The 15,091-nt window shown below is 67.6% G+C and carries 14 protein-coding genes; 13 read left to right on the forward strand and 1 reads right to left on the reverse strand.

The features are described 5' to 3' along the window. Positions 1-86: 86 nt before the first annotated feature. The 4 genes from AMYHA_RS09240 to AMYHA_RS09255 all read left to right on the forward strand — a co-directional run bounded on the left by AMYHA_RS09240 (position 87) and on the right by AMYHA_RS09255 (position 3,022). The gene (locus AMYHA_RS09240; protein ID WP_034270024.1) at positions 87-779 is read left to right on the forward strand and encodes a response regulator transcription factor; all 693 of its coding nucleotides are present in this window, start codon (positions 87-89) and stop codon (positions 777-779) included. Next, the gene (locus AMYHA_RS09245; RefSeq protein WP_034270026.1) at positions 779-2,125 is read left to right on the forward strand and encodes a sensor histidine kinase; all 1,347 of its coding nucleotides are present in this window, start codon (positions 779-781) and stop codon (positions 2,123-2,125) included. The genes AMYHA_RS09240 and AMYHA_RS09245 overlap by 1 nt, the downstream gene beginning before the upstream one ends. A gap of 113 nt (positions 2,126-2,238) precedes the next feature. Next, positions 2,239-2,640, forward strand: a complete 402-nt coding sequence (locus AMYHA_RS09250) for a (deoxy)nucleoside triphosphate pyrophosphohydrolase (protein ID WP_034270029.1) — start codon at positions 2,239-2,241, stop codon at positions 2,638-2,640. Between the two features lie 76 nt (positions 2,641-2,716). After that, entirely contained in the window at positions 2,717-3,022 is a 306-nt protein-coding gene (locus tag AMYHA_RS09255; RefSeq protein WP_034270032.1) for a YciI family protein, read from the forward strand. Between the two features lie 30 nt (positions 3,023-3,052). Here the strand turns inward: AMYHA_RS09255 and AMYHA_RS09260 are convergent, their stop codons facing one another. Continuing rightward, entirely contained in the window at positions 3,053-3,241 is a 189-nt protein-coding gene (locus tag AMYHA_RS09260; protein ID WP_034270035.1) for a hypothetical protein, read from the reverse strand. A 183-nt stretch (positions 3,242-3,424) separates the two neighbouring features. On the opposite strand from AMYHA_RS09260, the gene typA reads away from it, so the two are divergent. The 9 genes from typA (at position 3,425) to AMYHA_RS09305 (ending at position 15,065) form a co-directional block, all read left to right on the forward strand. Continuing rightward, positions 3,425-5,350 (forward strand): translational GTPase TypA, encoded by a 1,926-nt coding sequence (typA, locus tag AMYHA_RS09265; RefSeq protein ID WP_051400367.1) that lies wholly within the window; start codon positions 3,425-3,427, stop codon positions 5,348-5,350. Between the two features lie 138 nt (positions 5,351-5,488). Next, entirely contained in the window at positions 5,489-7,306 is a 1,818-nt protein-coding gene (locus AMYHA_RS09270) for an ABC transporter family substrate-binding protein (protein WP_407919880.1), read from the forward strand. Positions 7,307-7,737: 431 nt separating this feature from the next. Beyond that, positions 7,738-9,444, forward strand: coding sequence for an ABC transporter family substrate-binding protein (locus tag AMYHA_RS09275; RefSeq protein WP_231104676.1), 1,707 nt, complete (start codon positions 7,738-7,740; stop codon positions 9,442-9,444). A gap of 169 nt (positions 9,445-9,613) precedes the next feature. Continuing rightward, positions 9,614-10,594 carry an ABC transporter permease gene (locus tag AMYHA_RS09280; RefSeq protein WP_034276508.1) on the forward strand — a complete coding sequence of 327 codons (981 nt, stop codon included), beginning with the start codon at positions 9,614-9,616 and terminating at the stop codon, positions 10,592-10,594. Next, positions 10,587-11,534: an ABC transporter permease gene (locus AMYHA_RS09285; protein ID WP_034270044.1), complete on the forward strand. Its 948-nt coding sequence runs from the start codon at positions 10,587-10,589 to the stop codon at positions 11,532-11,534. Before AMYHA_RS09280 ends, AMYHA_RS09285 begins: the two co-directional genes overlap by 8 nt. Further along, entirely contained in the window at positions 11,531-12,613 is a 1,083-nt protein-coding gene (locus AMYHA_RS09290) for an ABC transporter ATP-binding protein (RefSeq protein WP_034270047.1), read from the forward strand. The genes AMYHA_RS09285 and AMYHA_RS09290 overlap by 4 nt, the downstream gene beginning before the upstream one ends. Next, complete coding sequence (locus tag AMYHA_RS09295) at positions 12,610-13,656, forward strand: ABC transporter ATP-binding protein (protein WP_034270050.1); 1,047 nt, start codon at positions 12,610-12,612, stop codon at positions 13,654-13,656. The genes AMYHA_RS09290 and AMYHA_RS09295 overlap by 4 nt, the downstream gene beginning before the upstream one ends. Before the next feature lie 129 nt (positions 13,657-13,785). Continuing rightward, positions 13,786-14,631, forward strand: coding sequence for an N-acetyl-1-D-myo-inositol-2-amino-2-deoxy-alpha-D-glucopyranoside deacetylase (gene mshB, locus AMYHA_RS09300; protein WP_034270053.1), 846 nt, complete (start codon positions 13,786-13,788; stop codon positions 14,629-14,631). Beyond that, on the forward strand, positions 14,628-15,065 hold the full coding sequence (locus AMYHA_RS09305) for a hypothetical protein (RefSeq protein ID WP_034270056.1): 438 nt from the start codon (positions 14,628-14,630) through the stop codon (positions 15,063-15,065). The genes mshB and AMYHA_RS09305 overlap by 4 nt, the downstream gene beginning before the upstream one ends. Positions 15,066-15,091 lie beyond the last annotated feature (26 nt).

Raw genomic sequence — 15,091 nt, forward strand, 5'->3', positions numbered from 1 at the left:
GCCCCGTTCGCTGAGACCATCCTGAGACGACGTGCCACGCTGAGAACGCGCTGAGGAGCCGTCACGCGAACCGGCAGGAATCAGGCATGCTGAGACGCGTGAAGACACGAGTGCTCGTCGTCGACGACGAGGCGGGTGTGCGCAAAGCCCTGGACAGGGGTTTGCGCGCCGAGGGGATGGACGTGGTCACCACAGGTGACGGTCCGAGCGCGCTGCGGCTGGCGCGGACCGGGACGTTCGACGCGCTGTTGCTCGACATCATGCTGCCTGGCCTGTCCGGGTATCGGGTGTTGCAGCGACTGCGCCAGGAAGGGGTGCGGACGCCGGTGATCCTGGTGTCGGCCAAGGACGGTGAGATCGACCAGGCGGACGGGCTCGACCTCGGTGCGGACGGCTATCTGGTCAAGCCGTTCTCGTTCGTCGTGCTGCGCGCCCAGTTGCGGGCGGTGCTGCGCAGGACGGGCGGGGACCGTGCGCGGGGTGTGGTGCGGCTCGGCGGACTGGAGATCGACCGCTCGGCGCGCGAGGTGCGCTTCGACGGCGCGACGGTCGCGTTGAGCCCGCGCGAATACGCGCTGCTTGAGGCGTTGACGCGCGCCGCGGGCACGGTGCTCACCAAGGACGACCTGCTCGCCGAGGTGTGGGGCGACGAACACGCGGCGACCCGCAACGTCGTCGAGGTCTACATCGGCTATCTGCGGCGCAAGCTGGACGCCGTCGGCGCCGGTGATGTGGTGCGGACGGTGCGCGGACACGGGTATCAGGTCGCGTCGGGCTGATGGCCTCGCTCGGCGCGGTGTGGCGGCGCAGGTCGCTGACGTTTCGCATCACGACGCTGGCGTCCGTGGTGACGCTGGCCTGCCTGCTCGGGCTCGCGCTGCTCGCGGGCAGGCTGCTGGAGCCACTGCTCACTGAATCGGTGGACGCCGAGCTGTCCGAGGTGCTTGCCGACGCCGTGGCCGACGTCCGCGCTGGTGAACCGGTGGACGCTCCGGCCGGCGTGCTGGTGCGAGTGCTCGACACGGCGGGTGCGCCAGTCGACGGTGGGGCGGACCCCGCGCTGGGCAGGGAGACCGTGCGCACGCTCAAGGCGGGGCTTCCGGTGCGTGCCGACGGCGAGCCGCCGATGCGCTGGCACGGCACCGTCGCTACCGCGCCGGACGGTTCGCAGCGGCTCGTCGTCGCGGGAGCGGGGCTGGTCGGCTTCGCCGCCGCGGTGCACGACGGGGCGCGTTGGCTGCTCGTGGTCGCACTGGTCGCCGCGATCGTCGCCGCCATCGCGATCTCGTTCGCGGTGCGCTCCGCGCTGCGTCCGGTCAGCAGTATGGGCAGGCAGGTACGCCGCCTCGGCGACGACGAACGGTTGCCGCTGCCATCGGCCGACGACGAACTGCGCGCGCTAGCCGCCGAGTTCAACGTGCTGCTGGCGCGGCAGCGCGAGGCCCGCGAGCGGCTGTTGCGCTTCACTGGCGACGCCGCGCATGAGCTGCGCTCGCCGGTCGCGTCGATTCGCGTGCAGTCGGAGGTCGCGGTCGCCAACCCCGACCCTGGGCTGAGCCAGGAGGTGCTCGGCGACGTGCTCGCCGAGTCGGAACGGCTGTCCGCGCTGCTGGACGGGCTGCTCGCGCTGGCGCGCTCCGACGCGGGTGAGCTGCCGCAGGCTACCGACGTCGACCTGGTCAGCGAAGCGCACGCCGCCGTCGCGCGGCTGCCAGCCGAGGTGCCGGAAGGTTGGCGTGGCGGGCGCGAGCTGGTGCGCGTCGAGGCGGCGGCTCCCGAGGTGTGGGCGTCGGCCGCGCACGCCGAGGTGGAACTGGTGCTGGACAACCTGCTGCGCAACGCCTGCCGCTACGCCCGCGCGCGGGTGGTCATGTCGGTGCTCGCCGCGCGGTCGGTCGCGCGGGTCGTGGTCGACGACGACGGGCCGGGCATCGCGCCGGAGCACCGGCGGCGAGTGTTCGACCGGTTCTATCGGGTGGCCGACGACCGCGCCCGTGACTCCGGCGGATCGGGTCTCGGGCTGGCGCTCGTCGCGGAGTTGGTGCGGCGCAGGGGCGGCACGGTCACCGTGGCGGACTCCCCGGACGGCGGCGCGCGGTTCCTGGTCAGCTGGCGCACGGGGTAGCGCGCGGCCAGGCGCCTGGACGTGGCGATCATGAGGCGGTTTGGCGATACGGATCGCCGGAAAGCCTCATGATCCACTCTCGGTGGACTCCGCCGCCCGTTAGGCTGCGCGCTGTGGCGAAAGTGGTGGTCGGCGCGGCGATCGTGCGAGATGGCGCGCTGCTTGCCGCGCAGCGTTCCTATCCGCATCAGCTCGCGGGGTTCTGGGAGTTGCCAGGCGGGCAGGTGGAACCGGGGGAGTCGGAGCCGGACGCGCTGCGCAGGGAGTGCCGCGAGGAACTCGACGTCGACGTCCACATCGGAGGACACGTCGGCGCGGCCGACTTACCGGGTGGCAGCGTGCTCCGCATCTACGCCGCGAGCCTGACCGATCCGGCGGCCGAGCCCGTCGCGCTGGAGCACGTGGCACTGCGCTGGGTTGCCCGCGACGCGCTGGACGACGTCGACTGGCTGCCAGGCGACCGGGTGCTGCTACCTCAGCTGCGTGCCCTGCTCGGCACGACCGCACGGCGGTGAACATCCCCCGGACGAACCAGCATCGACCGGGCGGTTAACAGCTTTCACTGTGCGAAATCAGGCTTACCGTTGGGGTATGTACGTTGTCTTGAGCACCTACACCGCGCCGTTAGAGGAGATCGACTTCGTACTGCCGGACCACTCCGAGTGGCTCGCCAAGCACTACGAAGCCGGCGACTTCCTGATGTCAGGCCGTCGAGAACCCCGCGTGGGCGGCGTGATCATCGCGCGCCCGATGCTGCGCGGCAAGCTCGATGCGATCCTGGCGACGGACCCGTTCGCCTACAAGCGCATGGTGCACTACGAGGTGATCGAGTTCTCCGCGACGCGGACGGCCAAGGAACTGAACTGGATCAACGAAGCGCTGGTCAATCAGGACTGATCAGGCAATACGGTTGCCACGCCACCCTGGTCACGCCGCCGCGTCGAGTGTGTCCGCCTTGGCCTTCTTCAGCGCCCGAACCGGGCAGCGCGCGCAGCGTGGCTTCGACTTGCAGCACTTCTTCTTGACCTTGCCTGCCTTGATCAGCCCGCGTACCTCGGCCTTGGCGGCGTCATGCGACCCGGCCTTGCCGCGCTTGCTCTTTTTCTTGCCACCCACGGCGCCGAGTCACCTCCCGGAACGCGTTCGCACGTCCCACTCAGGTTAGGCTCACCTACTACTATGCGATAGGTGTGACCGGTCACATCAGGTCGCCGGGTATCCTGGACTCCGACCACTAGCAGCTGGAACGAGCCAGCACCTAGCCGCCCGCGCGCAGTGGTCTCTATCGACACCCTTCCGATGAGGAGCTCAGCCGTGCCCGCTGCGAGCACAACCGTGACACCCACGAGAACCGACCTGCGCAACGTCGCCATCGTGGCGCACGTCGACCACGGCAAGACCACGCTGGTCGATGCCATGCTGCGGCAGTCTGGCGCCTTCGGCACGCACGGCGAGCTGGTCGACAGGGTGATGGACTCCGGCGAGCTGGAGCGGGAAAAGGGCATCACGATCCTGGCGAAAAACACCGCCATCCGCAGGAACACCCCTGACGGCCCCGTCACCATCAACGTCATCGACACCCCAGGCCACGCCGACTTCGGCGGCGAGGTGGAACGCGGCCTCGCGATGGTCGACGGGGTGCTGCTGCTCGTCGACGCCAGCGAGGGCCCGCTGCCGCAGACCCGGTTCGTGCTGCGTAAGACCCTGGAAGCCGGGCTGCCCGTCATGCTCGTCGTCAACAAGGTCGACCGGCCGGACGCGCGGATCTCCGAGGTCGTCGACGAGACGCACGATCTGCTGCTGGACCTGGCCTCTGACGTCGAGGACGCCGACGAGGACGCGATTCTCGACCTGCCGGTCATCTACGCCTGCGCCCGCGACGGCAAGGCCAGCCTGACCCAGCCCGCCGACGGCGACGCGCCGGACAACGACAACCTCGACCCGCTGTTCGACGTCCTGCTCAACCACGTGCCAGCGCCGAGAGCCGACGTCGACGCGCCGCTGCGCGCGCTGGTCACCAACCTCGACGCCTCGAACTTCCTCGGCCGCATCGCGCTGCTGCGTATCCACGCCGGCAGGCTGCGCAAGGGTCAGACGGTTGCCTGGCTGCGTGAGGACGGCAGCGTGGCGAACGTCCGGATCTCGGAGCTGCTTGTGACGCAGGCGCTCACCCGGGTACCGGCGACCGAGGCCGCTGCCGGTGACCTTGTCGCGATCGCGGGCATCAGCGAGATCACCATCGGCGACACCCTCGCTGATCTCGAAGCCCCGGAGGCGCTGCCTCGCATCACCGTCGACGAGCCAGCCATCTCGATGACCGTCGGGGTCAACACCGCCCCGCTCGCCGGTCTCGGCGGTGGCGACAAGCTCACCGCCCGGCTGGTCAAGGCGCGGCTCGACCAGGAACTGATCGGCAACGTCAGCGTCCGCGTGCTGCCGACGGAACGGCCGGACTGCTGGGAGGTCCAGGGCCGTGGCGAGCTGGCGCTCGCGGTGCTGATCGAGCAGATGCGACGGGAGGGCTTCGAGCTCACTGTCGGCAAGCCGCAGGTCGTCACTCGCACCATCGACGGCACGCTGCACGAGCCGTTCGAGCGGCTCACCCTCGACGTGCCAGAGGAGCACCTCGGTGCCGTCACTCAGCTGCTCGCCGCGCGCAAGGGCAAGATGGAGCACATGGGCGGTCACGGCACCGGCAGGATCATCCTTGAGTTCGTGCTGCCGTCGCGGGGGCTGATCGGCTTCCGCGCCGACTTCCTCACTGAGACGCGCGGCGCCGGCATCGCCAACCACATCTTCGAGGGCTACTTCCCGTGGGCTGGTGAGATCCGCACCCGGCACAGTGGCTCGCTGGTCGCCGACCGCAAGGGGCCGGTCACCACCTACGCGTTGCTGCAGCTCGCCGACCGGGGCACGTTCTTCGTCGAGCCGGGTAGCGACGTCTACGAGGGCATGGTCGTCGGGGAGAACCCGAGGGCCGAAGACCTCGACGTCAACATCACCAAGGAGAAGAAGCTCACCAACATCCGTTCCTCGACGGGTGATGAGCTGGAGCGGCTGGCACGGCCGCGTAAGCTCGGGCTGGAAGAAGCGCTGGAGTTCTGCTCATCGGACGAGTGCGTCGAGGTCACGCCCAAGTCCGTGCGCGTGCGCAAGGTGACGCTTGACAGCAACACCCGTGCCAAGGAGCGTTCCCGTGCCAAGGCGCGGGACAACGCGAGCTGACGGCGCGCGAAACGGCGGGCGAGACGTCCCGCGCTCTGGCACCATGCCGATGACGCCGGGGTGACGCGACACCGTGGTATCGCCATACCGCGGTATCGCTATGCCGTGACCCGGCGACGTGGGGAGTGCCGAGGGGACGTGAGAACGACCGGGGAGGTGGGCGTCGCCATGGTGGGTGGCCGCACGAGCATGGTGCTCGTGCTCGGCTGCGCCACGGCACTGCTCGCTACCGCGTGCACTGACCCGCCGCCAGTGCCAGGGCCGCAGCCGACCAGCGTCGTCGAGGCACCAGAACCCGGGCCAGACCAGATCGTGATCGGCGTGGATTCGATCGTGGGCGGCTACAACCCGCACACCGTGGCGGACCTGTCTCCTGTGACGCGCGCGCTCGGGCGGCTGCTGCTGCCGTCGGTATTCGTGCCGGGCAGCGACGGTCGCCTCGAACTGGACGAGACCGTGATGCGCTCGGCAGCGGTGACCTCGACCGACCCGTTCACGGTCAGCTACACGATCCGGCCGGACGCGTCGTGGTCGGACGGTGCGCCGGTCGCCGCCGAGGACTTCATTTATCTCGCCGAGGCGATGCGCAGCCAGCCAGGGACCATCGACCCCGCCGGGTACCGGCTCATTACCGACATCGCCTCCCGCGAAGGCGGCAAGCGCGTCGAGGTGACCTTCGCGGACCGCTATCCCGGCTGGCGCAGCCTTTTCAGCGACCTGCTGCCAGCCCATCTGCTCAAGGACGTGCCCGGCGGCTGGCAGAACGCCTTCGCGAGCAGCTTCCCCGCGTACGGCGGGCCGTTCGCCATCAAATCGATCGACACCGCGCGCGGCGAGATCCTGCTGGAACGCAACGAGCGGTATTGGGAGAAACCCGCAGCGGTCGACCAGTTGGTGCTGCGACGCTCGGACAAGCAGGGCATCATCGCCGCGTTGCGGGACGGCAACAACCAGTTCGCGCTGACCAGAGCCACCGGGCAGGAACGCGCGGCGCTTCGTCGCCTCGGCGACGCCGTCACGCTCTACACCGTGCCCCGGCCCGCGGTAGCCGAGGTGTTGCTGCGTCCCACGAGCGACGTCCTCTCCGACGACACCACCCGAGCCGCGATTGCCGCGCTCATCGACCGGAAGCGGCTCATCGCGGCGGGGGCGGAAGGCGGGCCGTCCGGCCGGTTGCGGGCGACGGCGCAGCTCGGCGTCCCGTCGGCCAGTGGTTATCAGCCCACCATCCCGGCAGCCGAGCGCACACCGCGTCCGCAGCGGATGCGGGAACTGCTGCGGCGGGCCGGGTACCAGCGCTCGATGGGCGTGTGGCGCGACGCCAGCGGCGACACACTGCAGCTGGTCGTCGCCGCACCACGGGAGCAGGAGCCGTACCTGGCGATGGCGCGTGAGCTGGTGCGTCAGCTCACCTCGGCGGGCATTGAGGCCAAGCTGGCCACTCCGAAGCCACGGGAGTTGTTCGGAACGGACCCCGCCGATCCGGACGCCGACCCGCTCGCGGGCGGCGTCGGCGTCGACATCGTGCTCGCGCCGCGCGCCGTCGGCGCTGATGCCGCGTCGACGTTCGCCTCCCGGCTCGCCTGCCGGGAGCGTCCCGGTGACAGCGACGGCAGTGCCAACGGCACTGACGGCAGCGAGAACGGTGACAGCGACGGCGCTGACGGCGATAGCAGCGAGAGCGCCGACGACGGCGTCGTCGAGCCGGGCAATCTCGCCGGGTTCTGTCACGAGCGGCTGGAGCGGCTGGCACAGGCCGTGCTGACCGGCGAGCGCCCCCTTGCCGACGTGCGGCCCGAGGTGGAGTCAACGCTGTGGCGCGCTGACGTCACCATCCCGCTGTTTCAGTTCGCCGACACCCTCGCCGTCGGCGACTCGGTGGCTGGGGTGACGCCGGGCAACGGCTTCACGGGTCCATTTGGCGACGCTGTCAACTGGATCCGCACCGGGGAGTGAGCACGGTCTCGCTTCCAGCTGCGAGTACCAGTGCCGCGATCGTTTTGATCAGCGTTTCGAAATGACGCGTTTGTTCGGTTCCCGAACGATCCTTCATCGGTTCCTCAGCTCGGGGGACCCCGATGTGTGTGAACCATTCGGCGCAGTCGCAACCTTTTCCTGACCCGGTCGTGACCTGCTACGAGAGCGTGCGGGTAAACAAGCTCGCCACTGGCGAAAATGGGCACGTCACCCTTTGGTCACGATCGGACGCCAACCGGTGACGTCCTATGATTTCCTTTCTACGGTGCTGCGTCAGCGAGCCATGTTCTTATTGGCATGGCACATGCTCCGATGACCAATACCGGAGTCACTTGGGCGCAAGTCCCAGTGCTTTAGGAGGACACACTCGAATGAGGAGATCTCGAACAATCTCCGCTGCGGCATTGTTGATGGGCTCAGCGTTGATCCTGAGCGCCTGCGGTGGTGACGGCGGTGACGGTGACGGCGCGGCGGAGCCGGGCAACATCTACGCCGACTGCGACGCCAACCCGAACGAGTGCAACGCGGTTCCCGATGACCAGTTGCAGGACGGTGGCGAAATCTCGTTCGCCATCGAGAAGAACATCCCGAACTGGAACATCATCTCCAGCGAAGGCAATGTTCAGGAGTCAGCTTTCGTCCTCAAGGGCGTCCTGCCCTACACCTTTTATGCCGAGCCGGACTTCACGGTCACGATGAACGAAGACGTGCTGGTGTCGGCCGAGCAGGTCAGTGACGATCCGCAGACGATTGAGTACGAGATCCAGCCGGACGCGCAGTGGTCCGACGGCACGCCGATCAACGCGGACGACTTCATCTACAACTGGAAGGTGCAGAACGGCGAGGACTGCCCGGACTGCGCGCCAGCCTCGACGTCGGGTTACGACCAGGTCGAGTCGGTCGAAGGTAGCGACGACGGCAAGACCGTGACGGTGACCTTCAAGGAGCCGTTCACCGACTGGAAGGTGCTGTGGGGCTCGGGCGGTCCGATGTATCCGGCCCACATCGCCGAGGAGAACGGCGGCACGGACAGCCCCAAGGGGCTGGCGGAGTCGTTCGAGTGGTTCGGCAAGAACGTGCCGGAGTACTCCGGCGGCCCGTTCAAGATCGAGAACTTCCAGGACAACGAGTCCGTGACCGCGGTCCCGAACGAGAACTTCTGGGGCGAAGCGCCCAACCTCGACCGGCTGATCTACCGGGTCATCACCGAGGCATCCGAGCAGCCGACGGCGCTGCAGAACAACGAGGTGCAGGTCATCTACCCGCAGCCGCAGGTGGACTTCGTGGACCAGATCGACGCCATGCAGGGCGTGTCTTCCCACATCGGGATGGGCCTGGTCTGGGAGCACTTCGACTTCAACCTGAAGAACAAGTTCCTCTCGGATGAGCCGCTGCGTGACGCGCTGTTCACCGCGGTGGACCGCCAGGGCATCATCGACAAGACGGTAGGCCAGTTCACCGACAAGGCCGAGCCGCTCAACAGCCACAACTTCGTGCCAGGCCAGGACGGCTACGAGGACGTCGTGAGCGAGTTCGGGCACGGCAGCGGTGACGTCGAGGCGGCGAAGAAGATCCTCACCGACGCTGGTTACGAGCTCTCGGGCGGCAAACTGCAGACGCCGGACGGCAAGACCGTGCCGGAGATGCGCATCCGCTACACCACCGGCAACGAGATCCGGCAGAACGAGTGCGAGCTGTTCGCACAGGCCGCCAAGGAGCTTGGCGTCACGGTCAACGTCGAGCCGACCGACGACCTGGGTGGCACCCTGGTCGAGGGTGACTACGACATCATCGTGTTCGCCTGGGTGAGCTCGCCGTTCCCGTACAGCGGTGCGGTGCAGCTGTGGACCAGCGACTCGGGCAGCAACTTCGGCAAGTACGAGAACGAAGAGGTCGACAAGCTGCTGCGGGAGGCCGCGTCGGAGACTGACACGGCCGTGGCGACCGAGAAGCTGAACGAGGCGGACAAGATCATGTCGGAAGATGCCTACGTTCTGCCGCTGTACCAGAAGCCCACGTTCATCGCGGCGCACGACAACGTCGCGAACGTGCGCAACAACTCGACGCTCGACGGCCCGGTGTACAACGTGGCCGAGTGGGGCCTCCGCAAGGAGTAACCACGGCCGAGCGAACGTGACCTTGGGTGGGGCCACCACACAACCTGGTGGCCCCACCCGAGTGAGCGGGCCGGTTTTCCGGTATCCCCGTCAGACCGACGTACGATAAGCGTCAGCGGCTCGCCACGAGCGGTCGCTGCGGTCCTCCGTCCGAAGCAGGATGATCTCCATGCTTGCCTATGCCTTGCGCCGGGTGTTGCTCTCGGTGCCGATCCTGATCGCGTCCACGTTCGTCGTGTTCGTGATCACAGCGCTGTCGAAGAGTCCGATCAGTGACCTTCGCGCCAAAAACCCGCCACCACCCGAGCGCACGATCGAGCTGGAGCGGCAGCGGCTCAACCTCGACCAGCCGTTGCTCGAGCGCTACTGGAACTGGCTGCTCGGCCTGTTCCGCGGTGACTTCGGGCCGTCTGTGCAGTCACGAATGGACATCGGTGCCGAGGTCGTCGACCGGTTCATCGTGACGTTCCGGCTCATCGGGCTCGCCATGCTCGTCGCGCTCGTCCTCGCGATCATCGTGGGTGTCATCAGCGCGGTGAAGCAGTACTCCGGTGTCGATTACACCTCGACGTTCCTTGGCTTTCTTTTCCTCTCGTTGCCGTCGTTCTGGTTCGCCATTCTGCTCAAGCAGGCGGGAATCAGCTTCAACAACGCGGTCGGCGAGCAGGTGTTGTTCACCATCGGCGACAGTTCCGTCTACGTGACAGGGGGAACGTGGGCCGAGTTCACCGACGCTCTCGGACATATGGTCTTACCGACCATCTCGCTGGCGTTGCTGTCGTTCGCGGCCTGGAGCCGCTTCCAGCGGGCGTCCATGCTTGAGGTGCTCAACAGCGACTACGTCCGGCTCGCTCGCGCCAAGGGCCTGCGGCGCGGCACGGTGATGCGTAAGCACGCACTGCGCACCGCGCTGATCCCGCTCACCACGGTGACCGCTCTCGACCTCGGAGCGATCATCTCGGGCGCGGTTGTCACCGAAAAGGTGTTCCAGTGGCAGGGGGCAGGGACCTTCCTGCTCGACGCGATCGAGCGAAGCGACGTCTACGCGGTACAGGCGTGGCTGCTGGTGTCGGCCACGTTCATCATCCTGTTCAACCTGGCCGCTGACCTGCTGTACGGCGTACTCGACCCGAGGATCCGCTATGCCTGATGCGACTGAGACCCAGCAGAGCAGCCCGTTGACCGGGCAGCCGAGCGAGACAAGCCCGGCAGGGCAGCCGGAGCGGGAGTTCACGGTTCCCGAGCGGAGTCAGACGCAGATGATCCTGCGTCGCTTCTTGCAGCACAAGTTGGCCGTAGCCAGCTTGTTCGTGCTCCTTGGTGTCGTCCTGGTCGCCTTCGTCGGTGGCGCGCTGTGGAAGTACAGCTACGTGGACATCACCGCGGACGAGTCGGTGCCACCGTCGTGGGAGCACCCGTTCGGCACTGACGCGGTCGGTCACGACTCGTTCGCGCAGGTGTTGCGCGGTACCCAGCTGTCGCTGGGCGTCGCGGTGCTCGTGGCCCTGTTCTCCACCATCGTCGGAACGGTCTGGGGCTCCATCGCGGGCTACTACCGTGGGTGGCTGGACACCGTGATGATGCGCATCGCTGACCTCGTGCTGACGTTGCCGTTGCTGGCCGTCGCGGCCGTGCTTGGCCACAACGTCGGTGGTTCGTGGTGGTTGATCGCGGTGGTCATCGCCGGGCTGTACTGGGCTTATGTCGCCCGTGTCGCCCGGGGTGTCGTGCTGTCGCTGCGGGAGAAGGAGTTCATCGAGGCGTCTAAGGCGCTTGGTGCCAGCGATATGCGGATCATCCTGCGGCACCTCGTGCCGAACTCGCTTGGTGCGGTGATCGTCAACGCCACGATCCTGGTCGCGATCGCCATCCTCATCGAGACGGCGCTGTCGTTCCTCGGCTTCGGTGTCCAGCCGCCGGACACGTCGCTCGGGCTACTCGTCAGCAATGCGCAGACGGCGGTGTCGACCCGCCCGTGGCTGTTCTACTTCCCCGGCCTTTTCATCATCATCATCGCGTTGACGATCAACTTCATCGGGGACGGCTTGCGCGACGCGTTCGACCCCAAGCAGACGAAGGTGCGTGAATGACCGCTACAACTCCACGCAGCGATCCTGGTGGAACCGTGCTCGAGGTGGACGACCTCCACGTCGAGTTCCCGACAGACGACGGTCTCGTGCGAGCCGTCCGGGGTGTCAGCTTCGGGCTGCGCCGTGGCGAGGTGCTCGGCATCGTGGGCGAGTCTGGGTCCGGCAAGTCCGTGACCTCGATGGCCGTGATGGGCCTGCTGCCGGACACGGCTCGAGTGTCCGGTGCGATCCGCTATGACGGTAAGAACCTGGTCGGCGCCAGCGACAAGGAGATGTCGACCGTCAGGGGCAAGCGGATCTCGATGGTCTTCCAGGACCCGATGACGTCGCTGAACCCGGTCTATCCCATCGGTTACCAGATCGCCGAGGCGATCCTGGCGCACGAGAACATCCGCAAGGATGCCGCGATGAAGCGGGCGGTCGAGCTGCTCGAGGTCGTGCACATCCCGAATCCGGAGGAGCGTGCGAAGGCCTACCCACACGAGCTGTCGGGCGGTATGCGGCAGCGGATCGTCATCGCGATCGCGATGGCCAACCGCCCGGACATCATCATCGCCGACGAGCCGACCACCGCCCTCGACGTGACGGTGCAGGCTCAGATCCTGGAAGCGCTCGCCAATGCGCAGGCGGAGACCGGAGCGGCGATGATGCTGATCACCCATGACCTCGGTGTGATCGCGGGCCAGGCCGACCGGGTCCAAGTGATGTACGCCGGAAAGGTGGTGGAAGCGGGCACCGCTGAGGAAGTCTTCTACCGCCCCCGGATGCCGTACACGCTGGGTCTGCTCGGCAGTCTGCCCCGGCTGGACGTGCGCTCGGAACGGTTGACGCCGATCAGTGGCTCACCGCCCTCCGCGGTGAACATGCCGCCTGGATGCCCGTTCAGCCCTCGGTGCCCGATGGCAGCCCCGGAATGCGACGTCGAGGAACCACCTCTTGAGCAAGGTATGACCGCGACGCACTTCGCGGCCTGTTACTTCAGTGCCGACGTCGAGGGACACACACCGGACGAGATCTTCCGTTCGACGGAAGCCGCTGATGCCGCGTCCGGATCGAGTGCCAGGGAGGGGAGCCGATGAGGACCAGCGAAACCACCGCGGTACCCGCGGCGACGACCACGGGGGAGCCGGTGCTGTCCGCCCGCAACCTCGTGAAGCACTTCCCCGTTCGCGGCGGCGGATTGCTGCGTCGCAAGGTGGGCGATATTCACGCCGTGTGCGATGTCTCGTTCGATATCTACGAGAACGAGACACTGGGGCTCGTCGGCGAGTCTGGCTGCGGCAAGTCCACGACCGCACGGCTGCTGATGGACCTGCATCCCGCCACGTCAGGGGACGTCTACTTCGACGGCACCAGTATCAGCTCCCTGTCGCGCAAGCAGATGCAACGGACACGCCGGAACATGCAGATCGTGTTCCAGGACCCATATGCGTCGCTCGACCCGCGGATGCCGGTCAACGAGATCGTCGCGGAGCCGCTGCGTATCCACGGTGTCTATGACGCCGATCGGGTACGGCAGCTGCTGCACACGGTGGGGCTGCGGCCGGAGCACGGCAACCGGTTCCCGCACGAGTTCTCGGGCGGGCAACGCCAGCGCATCGGTATCGCACGGGCTCTCGCCCTCGAGCCGAGGCTGCTGGTGCTCGACGAGCCAGTGTCGGCGCTGGACGTGTCGATCCAGGCCGGTGTGCTGAACCTGCTCGAGGATTTGCAAGCAGAACTCGGGTTGTCGTACCTGTTCGTCTCGCACGACCTGTCCGTCGTGCGGCACGTCGCCGACCGCATCGCGGTGATGTATCTCGGCAAGATCGTGGAGTTCGCTCCCGCCGAGCGGCTGTTCGAGGCGCCCGCGCACCCGTACACGCAGGCACTGATCTCGGCCATTCCGATCCCCGATCCACAGAAGGAGCGGTCGAGGCAACGCATCGTGATCACGGGTGACGTGCCAAGCCCAGGCAACCCACCGAGCGGGTGCCGCTTCAGGACGCGGTGTCCGAAGTTCGCCAATGAACTCAGCGAGTCGGACAGGACGTTGTGCGTCGAGCAGGAGCCTGAGCTCATCGACCGTGGTCAGGGGCATCCCGCTGCCTGCCACTTCGCGGAGAGCGCGGCACTGCTGTAGTTCGCGGCGGCCGAGTGGGGCGCTGCTGGTGGTGGTTCGCTCACGTGACGCGGCACACGTCGGCGATGTGTCGGATGTTGGTTCGCTACGGTGGCGAGGTGATCAGCGACAACACTGATGGACGGGTGCATGGCTGAGGAACGCTCGCGACACTCGTTGCTGCTGGTGCACGCGCACCCGGACGACGAGACCCTCACCACCGGCGGCACCATCGCTCGCTACGCGGCCGCTGGCTATGACGTCACGGTCGTCACCTGCACGCTCGGCGAGGAAGGCGAGATCATCCCGCCCGCGCTCGCGCAGCTCGGTGCCGCCGACGCCGACCAGCTCGGCGGTTACCGGCACGGCGAGCTGATGGCGGCGTGCGCGGCGCTCGGCGTGCGGCAGCACCGTTACCTCGGCGGCATCGGCCGCTGGCGTGATTCCGGCATGGCGGGCACTCCGTCCACGAAGCATCCCCGCGCGTTCGTCGGCGGTAGCGTCGATGAACAGGCGTCCCAGCTTCGTGCGGTCCTCGACGAGCTACGGCCGCGGGTGGTCGTCGGCTACGACTCCTACGGCGGGTACGGCCACCCCGACCACATCAGGGCGCATGAGATCACTATGGCCGCCGCTCCCGGCGCGGATTCCGTCGACCGGGTGTTTCACACCATCGCGCCGAGCGGTCCGGTGCGCCGGGAGCTAGCGCGGCTGCGGGAGGCCGACGACGTGCCGTTCCGTGTGCCTTATGACGACGAACTGCCTGTCGTGCCTGACGAGTGGGTGACCACCGAGGTCGACATCGCAGGGCACGGCGATGCCAAGCTCCGCGCGCTGGATGCCCACGCCACGCAGGTCACGGTCGCCAGAGGCGGGCGGCCGTGCTTCGCGCTGTCGAACGGCGCCGCGCTGCCACACCTGGACACCGAGTACTTCGAACTGGTGCACGGCCCGAGCACCGGCTGCGAGCGCGACCTGTTCGGCGGGCTGTCGTGACGAGCGCTCGTGCCGGGTCGGCCCTCGACGGCCTCGCGCTGTCCCTGCTGTTGATCAACTCCGTCGCGCTCGCCATGCTGGAGCTGTTCTTCCTACCACTGCGGTTCGACGGCGTCATCCTGCCGGACTACGGCGGTGCACCCGTTCCGGTGAGCGTGCTTGTCGCGTTGATCACGACGCCGTGGCTGGTCTCGCAGACCGCCCAGCTCGCGGTGCGAATGGGCGGTCCGGCAGGGTTCGCCGGTCTGCCGTTGACGCTCTGGTTCGTTACCGTGATCGGTATCGGGTTGTTCGGGCCAGGTGGCGATCTCGTGCTGCCGCAGGACTGGCGGGCGATCGCGCTGCTCGCCGCTGGCGCGCTGCCGTCGGCGGTGGTGCTGGGTCGCGTGCTCGCGCAGGCCCGCGTCGCGCGCTCGGGCAGGCCGGGCGGCTGAGCATCGTGCGGTCGGGCAGCGCGGCC

The organism is Haloechinothrix halophila YIM 93223 (genome assembly GCF_000504245.1).
GTDB classification, from domain to species: Bacteria; Actinomycetota; Actinomycetes; order Mycobacteriales; family Pseudonocardiaceae; genus Haloechinothrix_A; species Haloechinothrix_A halophila.